The 26723-nt window shown below is 62.6% G+C and carries 20 protein-coding genes; 13 read left to right on the forward strand and 7 right to left on the reverse strand.

Features of this window, described 5'->3' with window-relative positions:
* Positions 1-50: 50 nt before the first annotated feature.
* A complete protein-coding gene (locus AB4Y97_RS06385) occupies positions 51-959 on the forward strand; it encodes an alpha/beta fold hydrolase (RefSeq protein WP_441998179.1) in 909 nt (302 codons plus the stop codon).
* 349 nt (positions 960-1308) lie between these two features.
* On the opposite strand, the gene AB4Y97_RS06390 is transcribed toward AB4Y97_RS06385, so the two are convergent.
* The 4 genes from AB4Y97_RS06390 to AB4Y97_RS06405 form a co-directional block, all read right to left on the reverse strand.
* Complete coding sequence (locus AB4Y97_RS06390; protein WP_441998180.1) at positions 1309-2667, reverse strand: porin; 1359 nt, start codon at positions 2665-2667, stop codon at positions 1309-1311.
* Between the two features lie 515 nt (positions 2668-3182).
* Positions 3183-4298: a 4-hydroxyphenylpyruvate dioxygenase gene (hppD, locus tag AB4Y97_RS06395; RefSeq protein ID WP_441998181.1), complete on the reverse strand. Its 1116-nt coding sequence runs from the start codon at positions 4296-4298 to the stop codon at positions 3183-3185.
* 84 nt (positions 4299-4382) lie between these two features.
* Positions 4383-5009: a maleylacetoacetate isomerase gene (gene maiA / locus AB4Y97_RS06400; RefSeq protein WP_441998182.1), complete on the reverse strand. Its 627-nt coding sequence runs from the start codon at positions 5007-5009 to the stop codon at positions 4383-4385.
* Positions 5006-5506 carry a MarR family winged helix-turn-helix transcriptional regulator gene (locus AB4Y97_RS06405; RefSeq protein ID WP_441998183.1) on the reverse strand — a complete coding sequence of 167 codons (501 nt, stop codon included), beginning with the start codon at positions 5504-5506 and terminating at the stop codon, positions 5006-5008. The genes maiA and AB4Y97_RS06405 overlap by 4 nt, the downstream gene beginning before the upstream one ends.
* Positions 5507-5638: 132 nt before the next feature.
* Between AB4Y97_RS06405 and hmgA the strand changes: the two genes are divergently transcribed.
* Positions 5639-7006, forward strand: a complete 1368-nt coding sequence (hmgA, locus tag AB4Y97_RS06410; protein ID WP_441998184.1) for a homogentisate 1,2-dioxygenase — start codon at positions 5639-5641, stop codon at positions 7004-7006.
* Between the two features lie 80 nt (positions 7007-7086).
* On the opposite strand, the gene AB4Y97_RS06415 is transcribed toward hmgA, so the two are convergent.
* On the reverse strand, positions 7087-8175 hold the full coding sequence (locus AB4Y97_RS06415) for a TRAP transporter substrate-binding protein (RefSeq protein ID WP_441998185.1): 1089 nt from the start codon (positions 8173-8175) through the stop codon (positions 7087-7089).
* A gap of 78 nt (positions 8176-8253) precedes the next feature.
* On the opposite strand from AB4Y97_RS06415, the gene AB4Y97_RS06420 reads away from it, so the two are divergent.
* From AB4Y97_RS06420 to AB4Y97_RS06430, 3 genes are all read left to right on the forward strand, one after another.
* Entirely contained in the window at positions 8254-9264 is a 1011-nt protein-coding gene (locus AB4Y97_RS06420) for a fumarylacetoacetate hydrolase family protein (RefSeq protein ID WP_441998186.1), read from the forward strand.
* A gap of 5 nt (positions 9265-9269) precedes the next feature.
* Positions 9270-9632, forward strand: coding sequence for a glyoxalase (locus AB4Y97_RS06425; protein WP_441998187.1), 363 nt, complete (start codon positions 9270-9272; stop codon positions 9630-9632).
* A 192-nt stretch (positions 9633-9824) separates the two neighbouring features.
* A complete protein-coding gene (locus AB4Y97_RS06430; RefSeq protein ID WP_441998188.1) occupies positions 9825-10583 on the forward strand; it encodes a tellurite resistance TerB family protein in 759 nt (252 codons plus the stop codon).
* 64 nt (positions 10584-10647) lie between these two features.
* Here the strand turns inward: AB4Y97_RS06430 and AB4Y97_RS06435 are convergent, their stop codons facing one another.
* Complete coding sequence (locus AB4Y97_RS06435; RefSeq protein WP_441998189.1) at positions 10648-12459, reverse strand: ATP-binding cassette domain-containing protein; 1812 nt, start codon at positions 12457-12459, stop codon at positions 10648-10650.
* 107 nt (positions 12460-12566) lie between these two features.
* Between AB4Y97_RS06435 and AB4Y97_RS06440 the strand changes: the two genes are divergently transcribed.
* The 7 genes from AB4Y97_RS06440 (at position 12567) to AB4Y97_RS06470 (ending at position 22626) form a co-directional block, all read left to right on the forward strand.
* Entirely contained in the window at positions 12567-14606 is a 2040-nt protein-coding gene (locus tag AB4Y97_RS06440; RefSeq protein ID WP_441998190.1) for a sensor histidine kinase, read from the forward strand.
* Positions 14607-14844: 238 nt separating this feature from the next.
* Entirely contained in the window at positions 14845-16458 is a 1614-nt protein-coding gene (locus AB4Y97_RS06445; protein WP_441998191.1) for an ABC transporter ATP-binding protein, read from the forward strand.
* Positions 16459-16472: 14 nt separating this feature from the next.
* Positions 16473-17945, forward strand: coding sequence for an aldehyde dehydrogenase family protein (locus AB4Y97_RS06450; RefSeq protein WP_441998192.1), 1473 nt, complete (start codon positions 16473-16475; stop codon positions 17943-17945).
* A 30-nt stretch (positions 17946-17975) separates the two neighbouring features.
* A complete protein-coding gene (locus AB4Y97_RS06455; RefSeq protein ID WP_441998193.1) occupies positions 17976-18725 on the forward strand; it encodes an SDR family oxidoreductase in 750 nt (249 codons plus the stop codon).
* A 375-nt stretch (positions 18726-19100) separates the two neighbouring features.
* Positions 19101-20582, forward strand: coding sequence for an ABC transporter substrate-binding protein (locus AB4Y97_RS06460; RefSeq protein WP_441998194.1), 1482 nt, complete (start codon positions 19101-19103; stop codon positions 20580-20582).
* Positions 20583-20839: 257 nt separating this feature from the next.
* A complete protein-coding gene (locus tag AB4Y97_RS06465) occupies positions 20840-21787 on the forward strand; it encodes an ABC transporter permease (RefSeq protein WP_441998195.1) in 948 nt (315 codons plus the stop codon).
* Positions 21784-22626 carry an ABC transporter permease gene (locus tag AB4Y97_RS06470; protein ID WP_441998196.1) on the forward strand — a complete coding sequence of 281 codons (843 nt, stop codon included), beginning with the start codon at positions 21784-21786 and terminating at the stop codon, positions 22624-22626. The genes AB4Y97_RS06465 and AB4Y97_RS06470 overlap by 4 nt, the downstream gene beginning before the upstream one ends.
* 19 nt (positions 22627-22645) lie before the next feature.
* Here AB4Y97_RS06470 and AB4Y97_RS06475 read toward each other — a convergent pair whose 3' ends face one another.
* Positions 22646-23653 (reverse strand): LLM class flavin-dependent oxidoreductase, encoded by a 1008-nt coding sequence (locus AB4Y97_RS06475; protein ID WP_441998197.1) that lies wholly within the window; start codon positions 23651-23653, stop codon positions 22646-22648.
* A gap of 488 nt (positions 23654-24141) precedes the next feature.
* Here AB4Y97_RS06475 and AB4Y97_RS06480 point away from each other — a divergent pair, with 488 nt between their 5' ends.
* Positions 24142-26466: a beta strand repeat-containing protein gene (locus tag AB4Y97_RS06480; RefSeq protein ID WP_441998198.1), complete on the forward strand. Its 2325-nt coding sequence runs from the start codon at positions 24142-24144 to the stop codon at positions 26464-26466.
* Positions 26467-26723 lie beyond the last annotated feature (257 nt).

The following is a 26723-nucleotide window of genomic DNA, read 5'->3' on the forward strand; positions in this document are numbered from 1 at the left end:
GGTTCTAATAAGATCGAAAACCGCTCTCAAGGACGGCTCCAGAGGTTGATATGAACGGCAGCTATCGGGATCTTTTCGTATCGGCTGCCGATGGCTTGCGCCTCTTTGCCCGCGACTACGGCCCCGACATCGGCGATGCCCTGCCGGTGGTGTGCCTGCCGGGCCTCGCCCGGACGTCGGAGGATTTTCATGAGCTGGCGGAGAGTCTGAGCCGCGATGCGGACCTCCCGCGCCGGGTCATCGCGCTCGACTACCGAGGGCGCGGTCGCTCGGAATGGGACAAGGACTGGCGCAATTACGATGTCCGGATCGAGGCGAACGACGTCCAGCAGGTCCTGACGGCAGCCGGAATTCACAAGGCCGTCTTCGTCGGCACGTCCCGCGGCGGGTTGATCACCATGGCGCTCAGCGCCATCCACCCGAGCCTTCTCGCCGGCGCCGTGCTCAACGACGTCGGCCCCGTGATCGAGGGCAAGGGCCTCATCCGCATCCGCAGCTATATCGGCAAGCTCCCCGCTCCGCGGAATATGAGCGAGGCCGCACATCTCCTGAAGCGGATGTCCGATGCGCAATTCCCGCGCTACACCGAAGAGCAGTGGCTCAAGCTGGCGCGCGGAACCTGGCGCGAGGATGCCCGACGCGAGGATGGCGGCGGGCTCGTGCTGAACTACGATCCGCAATTGATGAAGACGCTCGAGGCCGTCGACCTCGAAATGCCGCTGCCGGTCTTGTGGCCCCTGTTCGAGGGCCTGAAGCCCTTTCCCGTCCTGGCGATCCGGGGCGCCAATTCGGATCTGCTGACGCATAAGACTCTTCAGGCCATGCAAGATGCCCATCCGCGCCTCAAGACCGTCACCGTCCCCGATCAGGGCCATGCCCCGGCCATCGACGGCGACCTCATCGTGGCGATCGAGCAATTCGTGGTGGAAGCGGAGAGCGCCCTTGAGGCCCTCGCGTAGCTGCGCCTTTTAGCTTCTAGCGCCCGTGCGGAAAATGGATCCGCTTGTCCGCGCCGGGCGATGCACAGGTCTCAAAAGCTGAGTATCGGATGGATCCCAAAAGCGGAATTTCCTTTTGGGTGCAAGGCTCTAACGCTTAATGCCGCAAAATCTCTTTAGAAAACCAGATCACAGGTTTCGCTAACGCGGAACTCCGGATCCGCATCACGCTGCCTCAAAAACGAAGCCAAGAGTCCATGAAAAAATGGGTTTCGACTCGGCGCAGCCTTCATGAAAGAAGGCCCCTGCCACCAAAAGAAAAACCCCGGTGTTTCCACCGGGGTTTCCCTAACCAATCGGAGTGAACCGATTAGAAGTCGCGCTGAACGCGGAAGCGACCTTCGATCGCATCCGAGCTGCCAACCGACTGGATGAAGCCGTTCGCAGCGGGGACATTCAAGCGGCCGCGGGGATCGATCTTGGCGTAGATAACTTCGAGGCCGAGATCGAGGCCGGAAACCGGCTGCCAGAACACGTTGGCGCCGACGCGGAACTCGTTGAAGTCAACGAGACCGGTCGAGATGCCAGCCACATTGGTGGTCGAACCACCGCGGCCGTACTCAACCCGCATGTACGAACCGAAGAGGTTCGAACGGATTTGCGGGGTCCAGTAGTGGCGCAGGCCACCGGCGATCGACCAGGCCTTGCTCTTTTCGAGGTCGCCCGACACCGTGTTGACGAAAGCGTCAGCCATCAGGATGTTGGCCGAACCGAACTGGGTGACCGGTCCGATGATCGTGCCGTTACCGCCGTTCGTACCACCGTTCAGGTAGCCGATCGCGCCGTTCGTGTAGGTCGCAGCGAGCCACAGGGCATCACCGGGAGCGAGCTGCGGCAGGTTCACGCCGACGTAACCGGCGACGGCGAAGCCGTACTCGGTATCCGGGAAGTCCGCGAACGCAGGGCTGAGACCGAAGGGCGTCACGAGGTTGTTGCTGCGGATCTGGTGAACAGCACCCGACAGCTGAGCCGTACCCCACGTGCCGGTGTACTTGATGTTACCGACGACGTCGGGCATGCGAGTACCGGCATTGATGAGAGCAGCGGAAGCCAGACCACCGGGGATGAAGCCGTTCTGGCGACGCTCGAGGCTGTCTTCGATCGACAGGCTGGCCGAGAAGCCATTGCCGAACGTGAAGGTGTAAGCCAACAGGTCGACGTCGGGAGCGTCGTCGAAGCGCAGCGTGCCCATGTGACCGGTCGGGAGGTCGCCGTTCGAGAAGAACGACGTCACGCGACCAGCGGTCAGGCCGCCGAACTGGACGAAAGCTTCGGCGACGTTCGCAGAACCACCGCCGTTGATGGCGTTGGTGTTGCCGAACGGCGTGCCGGACGAACGGGTGATCTCGAAGCGGACGACCGAGCGGAGGAGACCATAAGCGGTCGCCGTACGGGCGTCGAGCTGGACGCGGCCGCGAGCGCGGAAGCCGACGGCATCATCAGCGCGGAAGTTCGGCGTGTCGTACAGGTAGTCAGCGCGGACGCGGCCACCGACACGCAGGCAGGTTTCCGTGCCCGGGATGTAGAAGAAGCCTGCGCCGTAGGTGGAGCAGACGCGAACGTACTCAACAGGAGCCGCCTTCTTCGCGGGAAGATCGGCAGCTTGAGCGCTGGCAACGGCGGCGAGACCCGCAACCGATCCGAGCATAAGGCTCTTAACGAGCTTCATTGGTTGACCTCCAAAGTTTTGAGACCCTGGGGGACCGGGTTTTGTGCTTCGACAGCTTCTACGAAGCGTAAACACGTCCCTTTTCCCCTAGAAACTTGGCGGCACCCCCTTCGTGGTAGGAACCGCCAAATCACGACTGGGGTGCCCCCGTCGCTGTAGCCACATTAGCCAGCACGGCCTCGCAAGCAACCGAATGAAGGCGCAAAAGGGGCACTCAAAGGGGGTTTTCAAAGCCATGTTGCACAAAGGCAACGTTTCAGGCCAGGCCTCTTTACGAAGCGTAAAGATTTGGGTCCGTCTCTTAACAAACCCTTAAAATAAAAGCGTTTTCGGCTAAAGACATGAGTGGCATCAGACCCCGAATCCGCGGCAATGGATCGCTGCCGTAGGGCTAGCGGCCTGTGAATAAGCTTGCCCAAAATGTGGAGAGAGGATGGCCTTCCTGCCCAAAATGAGAGGCCGGGGCATGCCCGGCCTCTCTCGAATCGTAGCTGTATTCCTCTTTAAAGCTCTTTTCAGGCCACCTTCGGCTTCAGGACGCCACGGCGAATCTGATCTTCCTCGATCGACTCGAAGAGCGCCTTGAAATTACCTTCGCCAAATCCCTCGTCGCCCTTGCGCTGGATGAACTCGAAGAAGATCGGCCCGATGGCGGTCTTGCCGAAGCGCTGGAGCAGGACTTTGGTGAAGCCGCCCTCGACCACGCCTTCACCGTCGATGAGGATGCCGTTCTTCTTGAGTCGCTCGATCGGCTCCTCGTGACTGGGCAGCCTCTTGTCGATACGCGAATAATAGATGTCGTTCGGCGCGGGCATGAAATCGATGCCCATAACGATCAGCTTCTCGATCGATTCATAAAGGTCGTGCGAGCCGAGGGCGACATGCTGGATGCCCTCGCCTTTGTATTCCTGCAGATATTCCTCGATCTGCCCGGTCTCGCCCGCATCTTCGTTGATCGGAATGCGAATCTTCCCGTCCGGGCTGGTCATGGCGCGGGAATGGAGGCCCGTCAGCTTTCCTTCGATGTCGAAATAGCGGATCTGGCGGAAGTTGAAGAGCCTCTCATAGAACCCGGCCCATTCGCTCAGACGTCCGCGATAGACGTTGTGGGTCAGGTGGTCGAGATAATAGAGACCGACCCCTTGCGGCTTGGGATCGCGCTCGCCCAACCACTCGAAATCGACATCGTAGATCGAGCCTTTCGCGCCGTAGCGGTCGACAAGATAGATCTGCAGCCCGCCGATGCCTTCGATAGCGGGGATCTCGAGCTCGTTCGGCCCGGTCTGGGTCTCGACCGGCTTGGCACCGAGAGACAGCGCGCGTTCATAAGCGTATTTCGCATCGACCACGCGGAAGGCCATGGCCGGAGCGCTCGGCCCATGCTGGCTGGCGAAACGCTCGGCGAAGGAGCCGGGCTGCGCGTTGACGACGAAATTGATGTCGCCCTGACGATAAAGGGTGACGTTCTTCGAGCGATGCTTCGCGACGAGGGAAAAGCCCATCATCTTGAAGAGACGGTCGAGCTCTTCCGGATTGGGATGGCAGAATTCGACAAATTCGAACCCGTCGGTTCCCATCGGATTTTCGTCCGAGATGGCGGGCGGCGGAGCATCGTGCGGAAACGGTCCCATGGTTTTCCTCCTGTGAAAGTTCCCGGCCGGACAAGCGGCCGCTGTTACAACAACGCCTCCGCCGATCGGCGGAGGCGCTCCATTTCAGGCTGCGTCGGGCTGGCGGGCCGGAGCAGCGCCTTGAAAAGCGTCATGCCGGGCGCAGGCAGCGTCCACGGCGACGATCTTCGGGTAATCATCGAGCGGAATGTTGAAGCGCCGCGCATTGAAGACCTGCGGCACGAGGTAGAGATCCGCCAGCGACGGGCGGGAGCCGAAGGCGAAGGGCCCCGGCTCGATCAGGTGCTCGATGACGTCGAACCCTTCCCGGATCCAATGTGCATACCATTTGTCCACGACCGCCTGATCGTGCCCGAGCTGATGCTTGATGTAGGAGAGGACGCTCAGATTGTTGAGCGGGTGGATATCGCATCCGATGACACTGGCGACGGCGCGAACCTTCGCACGGTGAACCGCGCCGACGGGAAGCAGGGGCGGCTCCGGATAAACTTCGTCCAGGTATTCGAGAATGGCGGGAGATTGCGTGAGAACCGCACCGCCGATGTCCAGGGAAGGCACGCGCCCCTGGATATTGATCGCCTTATAGCCCTCTCCCAGCTGCTCGCGTTCGAGCAGGTTGACGGGAATGGAATCGTAAAGAACGCCCTTGAGGTTGAGGGCGATCCTGACCCGATAGGCAGCCGAGGAGCGGAAATAGGTATAGAGCTTCACGCTTCGACCTCCCCTTCCGGCACCATCGCGCGGGCCCTTGTCGTGAGCTTGTCGATGAGAGCGGCGAGAAGCGCCTGCTCCTGGATATTCAGCGCGGATACGAGTTTCTGCTCGAAGCCCAGCGCCTCGGGCGCCAGGGAGTCATAGATCCGCCGCCCCTCCTCCGTCAGCGCCAGCAGCTCCTCGCGCCGGTCGTCCTGATTGGGCCTGCGGAGGATCAGGCCACGCTGCTCCAGGGCGGAGACGGCCCGGGAGACGGTCGATTTGTGCATGACTCCGTGGGCCGCGATATCCCGCGCCGTGCGCACGTCATATTGCCCGAGGGTCGCGACCACCCGCCAGGCGGGGATCGAGAGGCCGAAGCGCTCGGCATAGATCTGGGCGAGCGCATTCGAACTCAGGCTCGCCAGAACGTTGAGCCGATAAGGCAGGAAACGCTCGAGAACCAACAGGGGCTCGAAGGCCTCTTCGCGGGCGGTGGAACCTGATGCCATCATTGACATAAACCGTTGCTCGTGCAACCAATAGGCCATAATCGTTGCACTGGCAACTACATTCGAGCCGTAGCGGCATCCCCAAGAAGGCTGATCGCAAGCGGTCTCCAAGTGGCCTTAATGAGGGAGATGGCGATGAACGTTCAGAACGTCTCTGGTTTTCATTCCCGCGAACAGCGCAAGAGCGCCATCGTGCCGGGCTACATGTCCGGCTTCGGCAACTCGTTCGAAACGGAGGCCTTGGAGGGCGCGCTTCCCATCGGCCGCAACTCGCCGCAGAAGCTCAATTACGGACTTTATGCCGAGCAGCTCTCAGGCTCGCCCTTCACCGCGCCGCAGGCCACGAACCAGCGCTCCTGGCTCTACCGCATTCGCCCGAGCGTCAAGCATTCCGGCCGCTACGCGAAGGTCGACAAGGGCCTGATGCGCACCGCTCCCGCCGCCCGCGAGGAAAGCGATCTGCCGCTCGGCCAGCTGCGCTGGGACCCGACGCCATTTCCGGATCATGAGGTGACCTTCGTCACTGGCCTGCACACTATCACGACGGCGGGCGATTCCGATACCCAGGTCGGCATGGCCGCCCATGTCCTCCTCGTCACCCGGTCCATGGGGAACGAATATTTCTTCAATGCCGACGGTGAGTATCTCGTCGTGGCACAGGAGAATGCCCTTCGCTTCCGCACCGAGTTCGGCATCATCGACATCGAGCCTGGCGAGATCGCCGTCATTCCGCGCGGGGTGATCTTCAAGGTCGAACTCATCGACGGCGCCGCGCGCGCCTATGTGTGCGAGAATTACGGCGGCTCCTTCACCCTGCCGGACCGTGGCCCCATCGGCGCCAATTGCCTTGCCAATCCGCGCGACTTCCTCACGCCCGTCGCGGCCTATGAGGACAAGGAGGAACCCTCCTCCCTCTTCGTCAAATGGGGCGGCGAAGTTTTCAGGACCGAGATCGGCCAATCGCCCCTCGATGTGGTGGCCTGGCACGGCAATTACGCGCCCTACAAATACGACCTGCGGCATTTCTCGCCGGTCGGAGCGATCCTGTTCGATCACCCCGATCCGTCGATCTTCACGGTTCTGACCGCGCCCTCGGAGACGCCCGGCACCGCGAATGTTGATTTCGTGATCTTTCCCGAGCGCTGGGGCGTCGCCGAGAACACCTTCCGCCCGCCCTGGTATCACCGCAACCTGATGTCGGAATTCATGGGGCTGGTCTACGGCGTCTACGATGCGAAGCCCGAGGGCTTCGTGCCGGGCGGCATGTCCCTGCACAACCAGATGCTGCCGCACGGACCGGATGCTTTGGCCTTCGAACATGCCAGCAACGTGGAACTGAAGCCGGTCAAACTCACCGGCACCATGGCCTTCATGTTCGAGACGCGCTTCCCCCAACGGGTCACGAAATACGCAGCCGAATTGCCGACGCTGCAGAAGGACTACATCGATTGCTGGCGGGATCTGAAGAAGCATTTCGATCCCGACAAGCGCGAGCCCCGATGAGGATTGCCGGCTCGCCTGAAAACGGAAAGGCCGGCGCTTTGCGGCACCGGCCCTGTCCGTCGCATCATATGGGGAAAGCTTCAGACCTTTCCGCGCGTGCGGATCATGAAGGTGTCGAAAGCATATTCGTTGAGCTGCCACCAGGGCAGAACATCGGCCCGGTATGCCACCATCGAATCGTAGGCCTTCTTGAAATCCGGGCTCTTGGCGGAGAGTTCCGCATAAAGCTCGTTCGCGGCCTTGAGCGACGCCTCCATGATGGGTTGCGAGAAGGTGCGCAGCTCCGCGCCGCTGCCGACCATGCGCCGCAGGGCCTGCCCGTTCACGGCATCGTATTTCGCCAGCATCCAGTTGTTCGCAGCCTCGGAAGCCTGGGCCATGATGGCCTGGTAATTCTTCGGCAATTCATTCCATTTCTGCTGGTTGATGACGAGGTGCAGCATGGCGCCACCCTCCCACCAGCCGGGGGCGTAGTAGTATTTCGCGACCTTCAGGAATCCGAGCTTCTCGTCGTCGTAGGGCCCGACGAACTCGGCCGCGTCGAGCGTGCCGCGCTCCAGCGCCGGATAGACATCGCCGGGTGCGAGCTGCTGCGGAACCACGCCGAGCTTCGCCAGCACCATGCCTCCCAGGCCGCCGATGCGGAACTTGAGACCCTTCAGGTCGTCGATCGAGTTGATCTCCTTGCGGAAGAAGCCGCCCATCTGCGCGCCGGAATTGCCGCAGACGAGAGAGGTGACATCATACTTGGCCAGGACCTCGTTGATGATCTCCTTGCCCCCCGCGAAATGCCACCAGGCATGCTGCTGCCGCGCATTGAGGCTGAAGGGAAGGCCCGTGCCGATGCCCAGCGCCGGCTCCTTGCCGATGTAATAATAGGTCGGGGTATGAGCGCATTCGACAGTGCCGTTCTGCACTGCATCGAGGGCCTGCAGGCCACCCACGATCTCGCCCGGAGAGAAGACCTGGATCTGGAACTTGTTGTCGGTCGCCTCGGCCATGTACTTCGCGAAGGTCTGCGCGGTGCCGAAGATCGTATCCAGGGACTTGGGAAAGCTCGACGTCAGGCGCCAGCGGATTTCCGGCGCGGATTGCGCAATCGCCGGCGCAGCAACGGTTCCGGCCGCCGTCGCAAGGCCCATCCCTGTCAGAAAATTTCTTCTTTTCATCTTCAACGTCGTCATAGGCGTTCCCCTAAAGCTCATTTCGTTGCAAGCTCATGAAGCATAACAACCCGGTCGGTGGCTATGAAGCTTTCTTCCCTTAAGCAAGGCCGTGACGGCCGGCTTGTCGTCGTCTCGAAAGACCTCACCCGCGCAACGGATGCTTTTTTCATCGTTCCGACGCTCCAGCAAGCCCTCGACGATTGGGAAAAGGTCGCGCCCCGGCTTCAGGACCTCTCCGAGCAGCTCGAACACGGCTCCGTACCCTCGATCCGCTTCCATGAGCACGAATGCGCCTCTCCCCTGCCCCGCGCCTATCAATGGGCGGATGGGTCGGCTTATGTGAATCATGTCGAACTCGTACGCAAAGCCCGCGGCGCCGAGATGCCGGCCTCGTTCTGGACGGACCCACTGATCTATCAGGGCGGCTCGGACGCTTTCCTCGGTCCGCGCGACCCGATTCCGGCCGTCGACGAGGCCCATGGCATCGATTTCGAGGCCGAGATCGCCGTGATCACGGGCGACGTGCCCATGGGGGGCTCGAAGGAGGCGGCGGCGGACGCCATCCGGCTCGTGGTGCTCGTCAACGACGTCTCGCTGCGCAACCTGATTCCGGCCGAACTGGCCAAGGGATTCGGTTTCTTCCAGGCCAAGCCGTCCTCGACCTTCTCCCCCATCGCCGTCACGCCGGACGAGCTGGGGGATGCGTGGGACGGCGGCAAGCTTCACATGCCCCTGCTCTCGAGCCTCAACGGCCACCTCTTCGGCAAACCCAATGCCGGAATCGACATGACCTTCGATTTCCCGACCCTGATCGCCCATACGGCAAAGACACGGCCCCTGAGCGCGGGCACCATCATCGGCTCCGGCACGGTCTCGAACAAGGATGCCAATGGCGGTCCGGGCAGGCCCGTCGCGGAAGGCGGCATCGGCTATTCCTGCATTGCAGAGCAGCGCACCATCGAGACGATCCTCATGGGCGAACCCAAGACGCCGTTCATGCGTTTCGGCGATACGATCCGTATCGAGATGAAGGACAGGAACGGCCACTCGATCTTCGGCGCCATCGAGCAGAAGGTGGTCGCCTACAGGTAAGCCCGATGCTGCGCCTCGATCATGTCCAGCTCGCGATTCCGCCCGGTGCCGAGAACGAATGCCGGCGCTTCTACGTGGACATCCTCGGGATGGAGGAAGTACCGAAGCCGCCTGCCCTGGCTAAGCGGGGCGGGCTCTGGCTGAGGAGCGGCGAAGTCCAGATCCACCTCGGCGTCGAGGCGGATTTCCACCCGGCGCTGAAAGCGCATCCCGGTATCGTGGTGGGGGATCTGGATCGGCTTGCCGAAACCCTCGCCCGTTCCGGGCACGAGCCGATCTGGGACGACAGCCTGCCGGAAATTCGCCGTTTCTATGTGGCAGATCCTTTGGGCAACAGACTCGAATTTCTGGCGGCGAGCACGTTCTGAACTTTTGGCGTTTGACTGGAACGAACGAAATCCGGTTGCCCGTATAGGCCATGCGGTGTCGAAGCTGAGAGTCCGATCCCTTTCAGCGAGAGTTAATTCCGAAGAATTGCACGGCGGAGCGGACGCCAGCGGAACTGCTTGAGCCAAACAGCCTTTCAACCTTCGGATACCAGCACGTCAGGGAGAATGGTCATGAATCTCGGCAGCATCCTCGAAGGCCTCCTGAACAGCCAGGGCAATGCGCGCGGTCAAACGCCCCCGGATGGTCAGCAACCCCAGCAAGGCGGTCTCGGCGATCTACAAGGGAATCTCGGCGATCTTGCTTCACGGATTCCAGGCGGCATGGGCGGCCTCGCCGGAGGAGGTGCCCTCCTGTCGATGATCCTGGGCTCGAGCGCCGGCCGCTCCGCGGGTGGGTCCCTGCTCAAGGCGGGCGGACTTGCCGTTCTTTCCGCAGTTGCCTTCAAGGCCTATCAGGACTGGCAGAACAAGCAGGCCCCCGGCGCGAGCGGACAGGCGGGTCTCCCGGCCCAGGTGCCCGCGGGAAGCGGCTTCCACCTGGGTGAGGAGAAGGACCGGAATGGCCGCGAAATGGGCGTAGCGCTCGTCCAGGCCATGATTTCCGCCGCCAAGTCGGACGGCCATCTCGACGGCGAGGAAAGCTCGCGGATTCAGAACCAGATCCAGCAACTCGGCCTCGGCGGCGAGGAAAAAGGCTTCCTCATGGATGCGATGGGAAAGCCCGCCGATGCGGCGTCCATCGCGGGCTTGGCAAGTTCGCGGGAGCAAGCCGCGGAGCTTTACGTAGCTTCCCTGATGGCCATCGGCAGCCCCGACACGCCGGAGGAAAAAACCTATCTCAACCAGCTCGCAAATCAGTTGCAGTTGCCACCTGATCTCGTGGCGCATCTCGACGCGCAGGTCGGCGCGGCGCGCAAGGCGATAGCCTGACGGCTCGTAGGCAGGGACAGGTGCCTTCCCATGCAAGGGCGCCTGTCCTTCATCTCCGGATAGATCAGACGCCCAGTTCCTCCCGCAGCATTTCCAGATCGAGCCATCGATCCTCGGCAGCGGCGAGCTCCTCCTGCAGGCCGGCGAGCGCCGTGGAGGCTTTCTCGAAACGGGCCGGGTCGCGGGAATAAAGCTGCGGATCGGCCATGATCTCCTGGAGCTTGGCGATCTTGGCCTCCATTTCGGCCATCCGGCTTGGCAGGGTCTTGAGGTCGTGCTGCTCGTTGAAACTGAGCTTGCGCTTGGGCGAAGGCGCAGCCTGCGGCGCGGATGCTGCCTTCTCCGCTTTCGGCCTTGCGTCCTTTTCGACCACGCGCGCCTGAACGCCCTCCCCGCGTTGGGCGACCATGTCGGTATAGCCGCCCGCATATTCGAGCCAGCGGCCGTTTCCTTCGGAGACGAGGACCGAACTCACCGTCCGGTCCAGGAAGTCGCGGTCGTGGCTCACCAGGATGACGGTACCGGCATAATCCGTGATCATCTCCTGCAGCAGGTCGAGGGTCTCGAGATCGAGATCGTTCGTCGGCTCGTCGAGGACGAGAAGGTTCGACGGCTGCGCCAGGGCACGGGCGAGCATCAGCCGGTTGCGCTCGCCGCCGGAGAGCACGCCGACAGGCGTACGCGCCTGTTCGGGCGAGAACAGGAAGTCCTTCATATAGCCGATCACGTGCTTGGCCTGCCCGCCGATCATCACCGTATCGCCGCGTCCGCCGGTGAGCGTTTCGGCGACGGTGGCTGTCGGATCGAGGCTCATCCGGCGCTGATCGAGGGTGACCATCTGCAGATTGGAGCCGAGACGGACCTTGCCTTCGTCCGGCGGAATGACGCCGGTCAGCAGATTGATGAGCGTGGTCTTGCCTGCCCCGTTCGGTCCGATGATGCCGAGGCGGTCGCCGCGCAGGATGCGTAAGGACAGGTCAGAGACGATGGGCCGGTCGCCATAGGCCTTCGAGATCTTCTCCGCCTCGACGACGAGGGTCCCGGATTGCTCGCCCTCGACCAGCGTCATCGATACAGTACCCGTGGCGCGTTTCTGCTCCCGACGCTGCTGGCGCATGGCATGGAGATTGCCGAGCCGCCGCACATTCCGCTTGCGCCGCGCTGTGACGCCGTAGCGCAGCCAATCCGCTTCGGCCGCGAGTTTGCGATCGAGCTTGTGTCGCTCCAGCTCCTCCTGCTCCAGAACCTCGTCCCGCCAGGCTTCGAAATGGGCGAAGCCACGGTCCATCCGTCGGGTAATACCCCGGTCGAGCCAGATCGTGGCCTGGGACAGGCTTTCCAGGAAGCGGCGGTCGTGACTGATGAGGATCAGGGCGGAGCGAAGGCTTTTCAGCTCGCTCTCGAGCCATTCGATGATCGGCAGGTCGAGGTGGTTCGTCGGTTCGTCCAGGAGCAGGATGTCGGGCGCAGGCGCCAGCGCCTGGGCGAGCGCCGCGCGGCGGGCCTCGCCGCCAGACATGGCAGCAGGGCTTTCCTCCCCGGAAAGTCCTAATTGTTCAATGAGATAACGGGCCCGATAGGGATCATCGCCTGGGCCCAGGCCCGCCTCGACATAGGCAAGCGTGTTCGGAAAAGCGCTGAGATCCGGTTCCTGCGCCAGATAGCGGATCGTGGCGCCGGGTTGCACGAAGCGCTTGCCCCGGTCGGGCTCGACAAGGCCTGCAGCGATCTTGAGCAGCGTCGACTTGCCGGAACCGTTGCGGCCGACAAGGCAGGTCCGCTCGCCCGGAGCGACGGACAATTCGGCGCTCTCGATCAGGGGCGGGCCGCCGAAGGTGAGCGCAATATCCTGAAGGGTAAGAAGAGGAGGAGCCATTTACGCTCCGTGACACCTCCTGCCGGGAGATGCAAGATCGTACCGGGTCGCGGGTAGACGCTTGTGCAACTTTATGATCCCCTGCCATTGATGAGCTGGACGTTTGCATGACTCTGACGAGACGTTTGCTCCTATTGGCGCTGATCTCCGTTCTGCCGGCGATCGCGATCTGGACCTATACGGAAGTCTCGCTGCGCCGTGCCCGTGAAGCCGAGATCAGCGATCAGGTCATTCGTCAGGCGAAGCTCGCAGGGTCCGAGCTGGAACGTGTCTTCGACGGCATTCACAGCCTGCTGATCGCCGTGGACGAAACACCTTCCATCCGCGGCTTCAACACACTGACCTGCAACGCGTATCTCAAGACCCTTCAGCAGAAAGTTCCTCATGTGCTGTCTTTCGTCGTGCTCGACCTCGACGGCGACGTGCGCTGCCAGCATTCGGATGTCCAGGTCGACCGCTCCTACAAGGAGCGCAGCTATTTTCGGGACGCGCTGGCGACCCAGCAATTCGTCGTCGGCCAGTACACGCAGGAATTTGCCGAGGGCGGACTCGGTTCTCATCCGGTGCTTCCCCTGGCTCTTCCCGTTTGGAGCAGCAGCGGGCTGGTCATCGGCGTTCTGGCCGCCGCTCTCGATCTGAACTGGCTCGATCAGAAACTGAAGGAGCGGGCCCTGCCCGCGGGCGGCTCGCTCACGATTGCCGATTCCAGCGGCATCATCATCGCCCGCGAACCGTTTCCCGAAAAATATATCGGCCTGAAAATCTCCGACGGCTTCGTGAACCATGTCAGGGAGGGTGGAACTGAGGCGATCGAGATCGCTACCCTGGACGGGGTCAAGCAGATCCTGGGCTATGTGGCCGTGAAAACTCCGCCGCATGACATCTATGTCAGCCTCGGCCTGTCCTGGAAAGCGGCCTTCGACGCCATCAATCGCGCCGCGAGCCGTGGCTTCATCCTCATCGCGGCGGCTCTGGTTCTGGCCTTGTCATTGTCGCAGCTCACCAGTCGCGGCTTCATCACGAAACCTTTCGAGACGATGACGAATTCGGTGAGAGCCTGGCGGCGCGGCAATTACCAGGCTCGGATCAACCCCCGGGGCGCACCGGCCGAACTTCGGGTTCTGGCACAAGCCTTCAACGATCTGATGGATGATGTGGCGGAGCGCCAGCAGGCGCTTCAGACCAGTGAGGAGCAGGCTCGCCTCGCACTCGATGCCGGCCATATGGGGACCTGGTGGTACGACCATGTGAAGGGTCTGGGAGGATTGTCGGCCCAGGCCGCATTGCTGCTCGGCCTGCCAGCCGAGAAAACGACCGTCGACGTACCGCAATGGCGCTGCCTCGTGCATCCGGAAGATGCGGAACGCGTGCTTGCGAAGATGAAAGCGTCGGTGATGGGCAACGGCCATTACGAGGACGAGTTTCGTGTCAGGCATCCGGATGGCGAGGTGCGCTGGATCAACTCGAAAGGCCGGGTCTTTTTCGATGCCCGCAGACGGCCGATCCATTTCGTCGGCATCTTCCAGGATATTACGGAGCGCAGGCAAGCGGAGGACCAGCAACAATTCCTTCTCGGCGAGCTGAACCACCGGGTGAAGAACACCCTGACGACCGTGCAATCCATCGCCAGCCAGACCTTAAGGTCCGTTCCGGATCTGGCTCATTTCAAGGAAGCCTTCGAGGGGCGCCTGTTGGCCCTGTCGAAGACGCACGATCTGTTGACCCGCAATTCCTGGCGCGAGGCGGATCTGCGGGACATCGCGGAGCAGGAGCTGGCGCCATACCGCAAGAAGGGCGACGAGCGGGTCATCATCGACGGGCCGCATGTCAAGCTCCCGACGCGCTACGCCATCAATCTTGGTCTGGTTCTGCATGAACTCGTGACCAATGCCGTGAAATACGGCGCGCTCTCAAGCGCGTCCGGAGAGCTCGAGCTCAAATGGTCCATCATGACGAACGGAAGCCCTCAGCGGCAGATTCGCTGCCAATGGGGCGAAAGGGGCGGTCCGCCCGTCCAAGCCCCGCGACATCAGGGGTTCGGCTCGCGGCTGATCCGGCGAAGCATCGAGGGAGAGCTGTCGGGCCACATGACGCTTCAATTCGCGGCGACGGGCGTCGTTTACGATTTTACTATTCCGCTGCCTTGAGTCGGTGTCCGGCCTTGTCCCCTCGAAGAGATCAGGCTCTAACCTCCAGGTGCCGTATGATTTGATCCCAAAAGTGGATTCCACTTTTGGGTCTGATGCTCTCGCGAAGGAAGAAGGCGAGATCGCCCTGTCATTGCTGAACATATAACATGCTTCCGCACATCGTGACGTATTGACGGAACGACCCATATCGCGAGGATGTGCCCCTCGCCTGTGACGCGCAGGCTGCAGGAGAACGATGATGGCCGGCGGATCTCCAGTCCTGTCGATCGAGAACCTCTCTATCGGATTGCCCAGGCTTGCGGATCGCCAATACGCCATCAAGGACCTGTCGCTTTCCATCGCGCCGGGCGAAACCCTCTGCGTCGTCGGAGAATCCGGATCCGGCAAGTCGATGACGGCGATGGCGACCATCGGGCTCCTGCCGCACGGGGTCGAGGTGCTGTCCGGCTCGATCAAGCTTGCCGGAACGGATCTTCTGTCGTTGAGCGAACAAGGCTGGTGCGACATGCGTGGCCGCGCGGTCGGCACGGTCTTCCAGGAGCCGATGACGTCGCTCAACCCGGTAATGCGCATCGCCGACCAGATCGCAGAGACTTTCCGGGCCCATGGCGTCCTGACCCCAGCCGAGCGGAACCGCCGGACGCTCGAACTCCTCAACGAGGTCAACCTTCCCAACCCCGAGCTGATCGCCCGCGCCTATCCGCATGAATTGTCCGGCGGCCAGCGGCAGCGGGTGATGATCGCCATGGCGCTGGCCCTGGAGCCGAAGCTCCTGATCGCGGACGAGCCGACCACGGCGCTCGACGTGACGACCCAGGCGCAGGTTCTCAAGCTCATCGACAATCTGCGGCACAAGAAGGGCACGGCGGTTCTGTTCATTACCCACGATTTCGGCGTGGTGGCCGAGATCGCCGACCGGGTCGCCGTGCTGCAGCACGGAGAACTCGTCGAGCAGGGAACGGCGGAAGAGGTTCTGACCCGACCGCAGCATCCCTATACCAAGCGGCTGCTGGCAGCGGTGCCCTCTCTCACCCCTCCCCCGCCGAAGCCGCTCAAGGACGAGCCGATCTGCCTCAAGGTCGATGCCCTGACGAAGGCTTACGGCGGGCATGGCTTCTTTCGGAAGAGCCGTCAGGTGCAGGCGGCGGATGCGGTCAGTTTCGATATCCGGCGCGGCGAGACGCTCGGCCTCGTGGGGGAATCCGGATCGGGCAAATCGACCGTCGGGCGCTGCGTGCTTCGCCTGATCGAGCCCGATGGCGGCAGCATCACCATCGGCGACCTGCCCTTCGGCACCCTATCGCAGCGGGAGTTGCGACCCTATCGCCGCAGGATCCAGATCGTCTTCCAGGATCCTTTCGCCTCTCTTAATCCCCGGAGAACCGTCGAGCATATCATTTCCGAGGGACCGATTCTGCAGGGCGTGAATCCCGGCGAGGCCCTGAGCCGTACGCGCGAGCTCCTTGAGACTGTCGGCCTTCCCGCCCGTGCCGCCGAGCGCTATCCGCACGAATTCTCCGGCGGCCAGCGCCAGCGCATCGGCATTGCCCGAGCGCTCGCCATGAAGCCGGACGTGCTGGTGGCGGACGAGGCCGTCTCGGCGCTCGACGTGTCGGTGCAGGCCGAAATCCTCAAGCTGATCCGCCAGCTTCAGGAGGAACTCGGCCTCGCAATTCTCTTCATCACCCATGATCTGCGGGTCGCGGCGCAGATCTGCGACCGCGTGGCAGTTATGCAAAAAGGCCGGATTGTGGAAATGGCGGAAACCGCGCAACTCTTCGCTCGCCCCCAGGACGCCTATACGCGTCAGCTGCTCGCCGCCGTGCCGGGCACGCACAGGATTATGTAAGGAAGGATCGAGACGTGAACGATCAGGTCAGCTCAAGCATCGCACCGGACATGGTGCATCAGAACCTCATCGGCGGACGCCATGTGCCGGCATCGAACGGCGAGATGCTGGACGTCCTGTCGCCCGTCGACGGCAAGCTCTTCGCCCGCATCGCCTCCGGCACCGCGCAGGATATCGATGCGGCGGTGAAGGCTGCACGCACGGCGTTCGACGGTGCCTGGTCGAAACTGACCGCGACGGAGCGCGGGCACCTTCTCATCAAGCTCGCCTTGGCCGTCGAAGCGGATGCGGACGCCCTCGCCGCCCTGGAAAGCCGCGACAACGGCAAGCCCCTGCGCCAGGCGAAAGCCGATGCGCTGGCGCTCGCCCGCTACCTCGAATTCTACGGCAGCGCCGCCGACAAGCTGCATGGGGATGTCATTCCCTATCTCACGACGCATTTCGTCGGCGTCGAGCGCGTGCCGCATGGAGTGACGGGGCACATCATCCCCTGGAACTACCCGATGCAGATCTTCGGGCGCTCGGTCGGTGCGGCTCTAGCGGCGGGCAATGCCACGGTCGTGAAACCGGCGGAGGACGCCTCTCTCACCATCCTGCGCGTCGCGGCGCTCGCCCGCGAGGTCGGCTTCCCCGATGGCGCGCTCAACATCGTCACCGGCCTCGGCCGCGTCGCGGGTGCGGCGCTCTCCGCTCATCCCGGCATCGATTTCCTGTCCTTCACCGGCAGCCCGGAAACCGGCACGGCGGTTCAGACGGCAGCGGCGCAGAACCATGTGGGCGTGACCCTCGAACTCGGCGGAAAATCCGCCCAGGTGGTCTTCGACGATGCCGATCTCGAACGGGCCCTTCCGACACTCGTCAACGCCATCATCCAGAATGGCGGGCAGACCTGCTCGGCGGGCAGCCGCCTGCTGATCCAGCGCGGCATCTTCGACAAGGTGGTCGTTTCCATCTCAGAGCGCTTCCGCTCCCTGAAGGCCGGGCTGCCGGAGACCAATCCCGATCTCGGCCCGATGATCAACCAGGCGCAGCAGCGGCGCGTCCAATCCTACGTGGAGCGCGGAAAGGGCGAAGGCCTGAGCATCGCCGCTTCCGGCGGTATCGCCTCCGATGCGCCCGCAGGCGGCTACTACGTCGCCCCGGCCTTCTTCGCGCCGGTGCCCCATGAAAGCCTCCTGTCCCAGGAGGAAGTCTTCGGCCCGGTCCTCGTAGCGACCCCGTTCGACGACGAGGCGGATGCGATCCGGCTTGCGAACGGCACGGCCTACGGCCTCGTGGCGGGCGTGTGGACCCGTGACGCCATGCGCGCTCCCCGGGTCGGCCGCGCCATGCGCGCGGGCCAGGTCTTCGTCAACTGCTACGGCGCGGGCGGCGGCGTCGAACTGCCGTTCGGCGGCTTCGGACGCTCGGGCCATGGTCGCGAGAAGGGTTTCGAGGGACTGATCGAATTCACCACCACCAGAACACTCGTCATCGCGCACGGGTAAACCCGCCATTTTCAAAGCAAGGGAAGCAACATGAAACGCCTTGAAGGCAAGGTGGCGCTCATCACCGGCGCCGGCTCCGGTTTCGGCTTGGGAATCGCGGAGAAATTCGCGCAGGAAGGCGCCAAGGTCGCCATCGTCGACATCAAGGAAGACGCCGCGAAGGCCGCTGCCGACAAGATCGGGGCCTCGGCCATCGGACTTGCCGCCGACGTGTCGAAGGCGGCCGACGTGAAGGCCGCGGTCAAGAAGGCCCTCGAGGCCTTCGGGCGCCTCGATATCGTCGTCAACAATGCCGGCATCAGCCACCGCAACCGGCCGATGCTGGAGGTCGACGAAGAGGAGTTCGACCGGGTCTTCGCCGTCAACGTGAAGTCGATTTACCTCTTCGCTCAGGCCGCCGTTCCGCAAATGCGCGAGCAAGGCGGCGGCGTTTTCATCAATGTCGGTTCGACAGCCGGACTACGCCCCCGTCCGGGCCTGACCTGGTACAACGGCACCAAGGGCGCCGTTCACACCATCACCAAGTCCATGGCCGTGGAGCTGGCCCCCAATCAGATCCGCGTCTGCGCGCTGGCCCCCGTCGCCGGCGAGACGCCGCTGCTCGCCACCTTCATGGGCGAGGATACGCCGCAGAAGCGCGAGCAATTCGTCAACTCGATCCCACTCGGCCGCTTCTCCAAGCCCGAGGATATCGCCAATGCGGCGCTCTATCTGGCGTCGGACGAAGCCAGTATGATCACCGGCGTCGTGCTGGAGGTCGATGGCGGCCGCTGCATCTGATGCGGCGCGCCCCTTCCCTCCCCCTTGCGGGGAGGGATGAAGGGTGGGGGTAGAACGACCGGGTGAGTGGGGTGGAGAATTCAGGCGCCGGGATGAATCGTGGCGCCGTTCCCATCCAACGCAACGCTTTGACTTTGCGACCCCCACCCCTCCCCGCAAGGGGGAGGAGAGTAGTTGCGCCCTCTCCGGAGAAGACACGCCCCTCACCCGCTGCGCTGACGCGCGTCGACCTCTCTCCATAGGAGAGGTTAGGTGCGCACCGGCCGCGCTTTAATTGGCGATTGGCCAATAAGGCATCTTCCATCCGGTATTCGAGTGCGTCTAAGCTGCGCCCACCGCGTTCAGTCGCATGAAAACCGGATGGAACATCGTTAAATGTCGAAGCGCTTCCTGGCCGCCGCCCTTCTCTTCTCCGTCAGCCTTGCTCCGGCCTATGCCGCCAAGACGTCCCTCGTCCTCGGCATGCCCATCGAACCTCCGGGCCTCGATCCCACCATCGCCGCGCCTGTCGCGATCCGCGAAGTCACCTGGGCCAACCTCTATGAAGGCCTTGTCCGCATCGACCGGAATGGAAAGGTCCAGCCGCTTCTCGCCAAGAGCTGGGAGATCTCCCCGGACGGCCTGACCTATACCTTTCATCTCCAGACGGGCGTGAAGTTTCACGACGGTTCGGCCTTCGATTCGGCGGACGTGAAATTCGCCTTCGACCGCGCCCGCGCGCCGACTTCCACCAACGCGCAGAAGCAGATCTTCGCGCCCATCGATTCCATCGAGACGCCCGATCCGGCGACCGTCGTGATCAAGCTGAAGGAGACGTCGGGCAACTTCCTGTATTACCTCGGCTGGGGCGATGCGGTGATCGTGGCGCCCGAGACGGCCGAGAACAACAAGGCCAATCCAGTCGGAACGGGGCCGTTCAAGTTCAAATCCTGGACCCGGGGCGACCGGGTCGAGCTGGTCCGCAATCCGGATTACTGGCAGAAGGACAAGACCAAGCTCGAGAGCGTCACCTTCCGCTTCATCAGCGATCCGCAGGCGCAGGTCGCGGCGCTCAAGGCAGGCGACGTAGACGCCTTCCCCAATCTCGGCGCGCCTGAGCTTTTCACCGAGTTCAAGAAGGATCCCCGCTTTACCGCCGTGGCCGGCAACACCGAGGGCGAGATCGTCGCCGGCATGAACAATGCCAAGAAACCTTTCGACGACGTGCGCGTGCGCCGAGCCCTCATGCATGCGGTCGACCGCAAGGCTCTCGTGGAAGGCGCCTATTCCGGCTACGGGCAACCCATCGGCAGCTTCTTTTCGCCGAACCATCCGGCTTTCGTCGATATGACGGGCGTCATTCCGTACGATCCGGCGAAAGCGAAGGCGCTGCTCGCCGAGGCGGGCTACGGCAAGGGATTGTCGATCACCATCAAGACCCCGCAGATGGCCTATGCCAGCCGCTCGGCGGAGCTTCTCTCCGCCATGCTCTCCGAAGTCGGCGTCGATATGAAGATCATCCCGACTGAATTCCCGGCCAAATGGATCGAAGAGGTCTTCAAGAACAAGGATTACGACGTCACCATCGTGGCCCATGCGGAGCCGCTCGACATCGATATCTTCGCCCGCGACAACTACTACTTCAATTACAAGAACGAGAAGTTCAAGGCGCTGATCGCGGACATCTCCAAGACCACTGATGAAAAGGCGCGCTTCGCGAAATACGGCGAGGCTCAGAAGATCCTCGCAGAGGACGTGCCGGCCCTCTTCCTGTTCCAGCTGCCCAAGCTCGGCGTGTGGAACGCGAAGCTGAAAGGCCTGTGGGAGAATTCCCCTGTCCCGTCGAACGACGTGACCGAGGTGAATTGGGTAGATTGAGCTGACAGACCTTCTCTTTCGCGCAAGCAACGCGGGAGAGACCGCCATGTCGAGACAGCGCTTCGCGCAAACCGCGACCTTGTCCCCTCCCCCTTACAGGGAAGGTTAGGGTGGGGGTCGTAAAGTCGAAGCGCTCACCTTCGTGCCAAGAGCACTTGGCTTCTATCAATGCCTCGACAATGCAGTCAGGCGCCCGGTCATCCGCCCCCCACCCTTAATCCCTCCCCACCAGGGGGAAGGAAACAGGTGCGAGCATCATGTTGCGTCTCGTTACTTCCCGCCTCGTTTCGCTGATCGTGACACTGATCGCGGTGTCGTTGGCGATCTTCCTGATTCTGGAAGTGCTGCCGGGCGATCCCGCCGCCATCATGCTCGGCACCGCCGCGCGGGAGGATACGCTCGCGGCCCTGCGGCAGGAACTCGGCCTCGATCAGCCTGCGCTGCTGCGTTATCTCATCTGGGTCGGCGGGCTGCTTCACGGGGATCTCGGGATATCCATCACCTACAAGATGCCGGTTTCGACGCTCGTCTCCGAGCGCATGGCCGTCACGCTCCCCCTGAGCCTGCTCGCCATTCTGATTTCGACCCTTCTCGCCCTGCCGCTCGGCGTCGCCGCGGCGGCGCATCGGGACCGCTTCGTGGATCGTGCCGTGCTGGTATTCAGCCAGCTGGGCGTGGCCGTGCCGAATTTCTGGATCGGCCTTCTGTTCATCCTGTTCTTCGCGACGAAGCTCGGCTGGTTTCCAGCCGGCGGCTTTCCCGGCTGGAACGCCGGGCTCTGGCCTGCGTTCCAGGCGCTGCTTCTGCCCGCAATCGCCCTCGCCCTGCCCCAGGCGGCGGTGCTGACCCGTGTCACGCGCTCGGCGACCTTGGAAGTGATCGGCGCGGATTTCGTACGCACGGCACGGGCGAAGGGCGTCGACGAGGGCGCAACCCTGCGCCGCCATGTGGTGCCGAATGCGCTCATCCCCATCACTACGATCCTCGGGCTTCAGCTCTCCTTCTTCTTCGGCGGCGCGATCCTAGTGGAGAACGTGTTCAACCTGCCGGGCCTCGGCCGCCTCGCCTATCAGGCGCTCAACCAGCGCGATCTCGTGGTGATCAAGGACATCGTGCTGATCTTTTCCGGACTCGTCATTGTCGTGAATTTCATCGTCGATATCGGCTACGCGATCCTGGATCCGCGCCTGAGGAGCCGCGCATGAGAAGCCTCTCGCGCCTGCGCCTGAACACCACCCTCGTCATCGGCGGCATCCTGACGGCCCTGCTCATCGGAACCGCCATCCTCTCCCTGGTCTGGACGCCGGAAGTGCCGACCCGCGTGCGCATCGCCATGCGGCTGAAGGCCCCGCTCGAAGCGGGCCTTCTCGGCACAGACCACTTTGGTCGTGACGTCATCTCGCTCCTCATGGTTGGAGCCTGGAATTCACTCGCCATCGCATGGCCTGCGGTTCTTTTAGGAGCAGCCATAGGCACCGCCATCGGCTGTGCCGCCGCCGCGTGGAAGGGCATCGCGGACGAGATCGCCATGCGCGTCTCGGACGTGGTCTTCGCGTTTCCGGCGGTTCTGTCCGCCATCATGATCGGCGCTCTCGTCGGCTCGGGACCGATGGCTGCGGTGCTCGCGATCGCCGTCTTCAATATCCCGGTCTTCGCCCGCGTGACACGGGGCGTGGCCCTGCAGATCTGGACGCTCGACTACATCGCCGCCGCACGCGCGCTCGGCAAGCACCCGGTACGCATAACGCTTGAAGACGTGATCCCCAATATCGCCGGCGCGCTCATCGTGCAGGTGACGATCCAGCTGGCGCTGGCCATCCTCACCGAAGCGGGCCTGAGCTATCTCGGGCTCGGCGTGCGTCCGCCGAACCCAAGCTGGGGCCGCATGCTCAGCGACGCGCAGACCTACCTGTCACAGGCCCCTCACCTCGCCATCGCGCCGGGCGTGGCGATTGCGCTCTCTGTGCTCGGACTGAACCTCTTGGGCGACGGCTTGCGCGACGCGCTGGATCCGACCCTGCGAGGCCGAAGCGCGACTGCGTGAGCCGTGACGGGAATACGCGCTATGCCAGCGCGGATTCGCGGCTCATCGCCTTGTGCATGTCCGCCAGGATCTCGTAGGAGCGCAGGCGCTTCGCATGATCGAAGATGGCGGAAGCAACCATCAACTCGTCAGCCTCAGTCTCCGCGATGAAGTTCTCGAGGCCGCGCCGGATCGTTTCCGGTGAGCCGACGAAGGAGCGCGAGAGCATGTTCGAGGCCTGCGCCCTCTCGGCGGGCGTCCAGTAGCTTTCGATATCGTCGATCGGCGGCTGCAACTGGCCGCGCGTGCCGCGGAACAGGTTCGTGAATTGCTGCTGCGCCGAGGTGAAGAGAAAGCGCGCTTCCTCGTCCGTATCGGCGGCGATCACATTGACGCCTACCATCGCATAGGGCCGGTCGAGCTGCTTGGAGGGCTGGAACCGCTCGCGATAGACCTGCAACGCCTGCATCAGGGCGTTGGGCGCGAAATGCGAGGCGAAGGCATAGGGCAGGCCCAGCATGGCCGCGAGCTGCGCGCCGAAAAGGCTCGATCCGAGGATCCAGATCGGCACGTTGGAATTTGTCCCGGGCACGGCCTGAATGGCCTGCCCCGGCTGAAGCGGGCCAAGCAGCGCCTGCAATTCAAGCACGTCCTGCGGGAAATTATCGGCGCTGGAGGGATCGCGGCGCAGCGCCCGGAGCGTCAGCTGATCGGTGCCGGGCGCACGACCGACGCCGAGATCGATGCGGCCCGGAAACAAAGCTTCGAGCGTGCCGAACTGCTCGGCGACGATCATCGGCGCGTGGTTCGGCAGCATGATGCCGCCGGCGCCGACACGGATCGTCCGCGTGCCACCGGCCACGTGGCAGATGACGATGCTGGTCGCGGCGCTGGCGATGCCGACCATGTTGTGATGCTCAGCCAGCCAATAGCGATTGTAACCCCATTGCTCGGCATGCTGCGCCAGATCGAGCGTGTTGCGCAAAGCATCCGCGGGCGTGGCCCCTTGAGGAACGGGCGCGAGGTCGAGAACGGAAAACGGAGGCATGGCGGAACTTCTTTCTCACGCGGTCTGCGCCGGGCAATGGAACGGCCTGCAGATACGCGCATCGGTCAACTTCTGTGAGATCGAGGCTCCGCGCCTGGGATGCAAGGCGCCTGAGCGTTTTTCAAAGTACGGTTGCAGTGGCTGCAGCCTAGCTCCGTCATGACCTATGGTAAGAGTCCCCGCACAATATGGCGCGCATCAAAAGAATGGAACCACCACACACAGCGCAAACTGAAGGATGGCTTCGTCTTCATCAGCATCGGGACGGATTCACTTTCTTGCCCGCTGAGCCCCTTGAGCCCGCTCGATGGAAATCAGGCTAGCGGCTCGGAAAATAAGTTATTTTTCCCAACGGCAATCACAAGTGGCTATTGACTTTGTTATGTTATGACCTTTCATGAACCGGCCCTCATCTGCCTCGCCGCGCCATCGTGGAGGCAGATTCACAATGCTTTGGGGCTGAGAAGAACTCCGAAAGAGATACGCATATGACAACCATAACCCTCACCGTTGAAGACTATAACGTCGCCACCAAACCGTTTGCGGTCGATGACGACGTTCGGATTGTCGACACGGCGGAAAACCTGCAGGCCCTGACGGCACTTGAGATCGAAGAGTTTGTCGCCAACAACGTCGACGTCATCGATTCGGTCGACAACATCCTGGTCCTGTCCCTGGACCAGTTCAATGCCCTTGGCTTTATCGCATTGGATGCCAGCGACGTCGTGATCCTGTCCGACACCGGCGCGGCCCTTGCAGCTCTGACGGCCGATGACATCGCGGCCCTTGCCGACAAGAATGTCAGCGTTCTCGACGCCAGTGACGATGCCCTTACCCTGACGGTGGATCAGCTCGCCGCCCTCGGCACCGTAATGCTGAGCGCCGACGATACCGTCACTCTCTCCGACACTGGCGAGACGCTCGCAGCTCTCACCGCCGACGATATAGCCCTCCTCGTTGACATGAATGTCGACATCATCGATGCCAGCGACGACATTCTCACTCTGACGGTGGATCAGTTCGCTGCCCTCGGCACCGTGGCGCTGAGCGCCGACGATACCGTCACCCTCACGGGCACCGGCGAGGCATTGGCTGCGCTTGATCTCGCGGCTCTCGCGGGTAAGAATGTCGACGTTCTTGATGCCAGCGACGATACGCTCACCCTGACCGTGGCGCAGGTCGATGCCCTCGGCACCGTGACGCTGACCGCCGACGATGTCGTTACTGTATCCGATACCGGTGCCAATCTCGCGGCTCTCTCCGCCGATCAGATTGCGGCTCTCGCGGGGAAGAACGTCGATGCCATCGACGCCAGCGACGATACGCTCACGCTGTCTGTCGCCCAGTTTGCCGCCCTCGGCACCGTAGCGTTGGCCGCAGACGACGTGGTCACCATCTCCGATACAGGCGCCAATCTTGCGGCTCTCACCGCCGATGACATCGCGGCGCTAGCGGATAAGGGCGTCAACGCTATCGATGCGAGCGACGACTCCCTCGCCCTGACCGTGGCGCAGCTCGCTGCCCTCGGTACCGTGTCGCTCACCGCCGGCGATACGGTCAGCCTGTCCGACACCGGCGCAGTGCTTGCGGGGCTTACCGCAGCGGCTATCGGGGAACTCGCCGGCAAGCATGTCGATGCCATCGACGCCAGCGACGACGCGCTCACCCTGACGGTCGAACAATTCGCTGCCCTCGGCACCGTGGCGCTGACCGCCAACGATACCGTCACCCTTACGGGCACTGGGGCCGACCTTCTCGCCCTCGATCTCGCGGCTCTCGCCGGGAAGAACATCGACGTTCTTGATGCCAGCGACAACGCGCTCACCCTGTCCGTGGCGCAGGTCAATGCCCTCGGCACCGTGACATTGGCCGCTGGCGACACCGTCACCCTCTCCGACACCGGCGCCAATCTCGCAGCCCTCACCGCTGCTCAGATCGCCGCGATTGCCGGCAAGCACGTCGACATCATTGACGCCAGCGACAATGCTCTCACCTTGTCGGTCGCGCAGGCCAATGCCCTCGGCACCATGACGCTGGCTGCCGGAGATAACGTCATCGTATCCGATACCAGCGCGGCTATCTCGGCCCTCACCGCTGCTCAGATCGGAGCTCTCGCGGGTAAGAATGTCGACGTTATCGATGCGACCAATAACGCTCTCACCCTGTCCGTGGCGCAGTTCAAAGCCCTCGGCGCGATGAAGCTGACCGCTGGTGATACCGTCACTCTCACCGGCACTGGCGCCGAACTTACCACCCTCGACCTCGGGGGCCTCTCCGGTAAGAATGTTGACGCTCTCAATGCAACGGACAACAAGGTCTCGCTTTCTCTGAGCCAATTCAACGCGCTCGGTGCGATCCATTTCGCGGCGGATGACACGCTCAAGATCAGCGGAACCTCGGGCGCCGACAAGATCACCGGCACGTCCGGCAACGATATCCTGCGCGGTCTTGGCGGCAACGACATCCTGACCGGCGGCGCCGGCAAGGACGTGTTCGTGTTCGACAGCAAGCTGGACAGGAAGAAGAACCTCGACACGATCAAGGGCTTTTCCGTCAAGGACGACTCCATCTGGCTCGACAACGCCATCTTCAAGAAGCTCGGCAAGGGCTCCGAGGCCAAGCCGGGCCAGCTCGCCAAGGGCTTCTTCACCGTCGGCGACAAGGCCAAGGACAAGGACGACTACCTCGTCTACAACAAGAAGACCGGCGTGCTGTCCTATGATGCCGATGGTTCGGGCAAGGGCAAGGCGATTGAGGTCGCCAAGCTCGACAAGAACCTGAAGATGACGGCGGCCGACTTCTTTGTGATCTGACGTCTTCGTCAATCATGCCATGCACCTCCCCGTCTCCGACGGGGAGGATTTTTTTTTAAGCAGACTTACGATGTGGACATGAGCAGCAGGATGTGCGGCTTACACCATCGACCGGCTGAGGATGCCGGCGGAGCATCGACAGGACATCGCCAAATATTGTTTCAAAAACATCTCAATATAGGCACGTCGAGCGAGACAAATATTCCTTATTATTCCAATTTCTCCAAATAATGCAGAAGCTAAAATTACGCGACGAA

It is taken from the genome of Microvirga sp. 2TAF3 (assembly GCF_052114965.1).
In the GTDB taxonomy this organism is placed as follows: Bacteria; Pseudomonadota; Alphaproteobacteria; order Rhizobiales; family Beijerinckiaceae; genus Microvirga.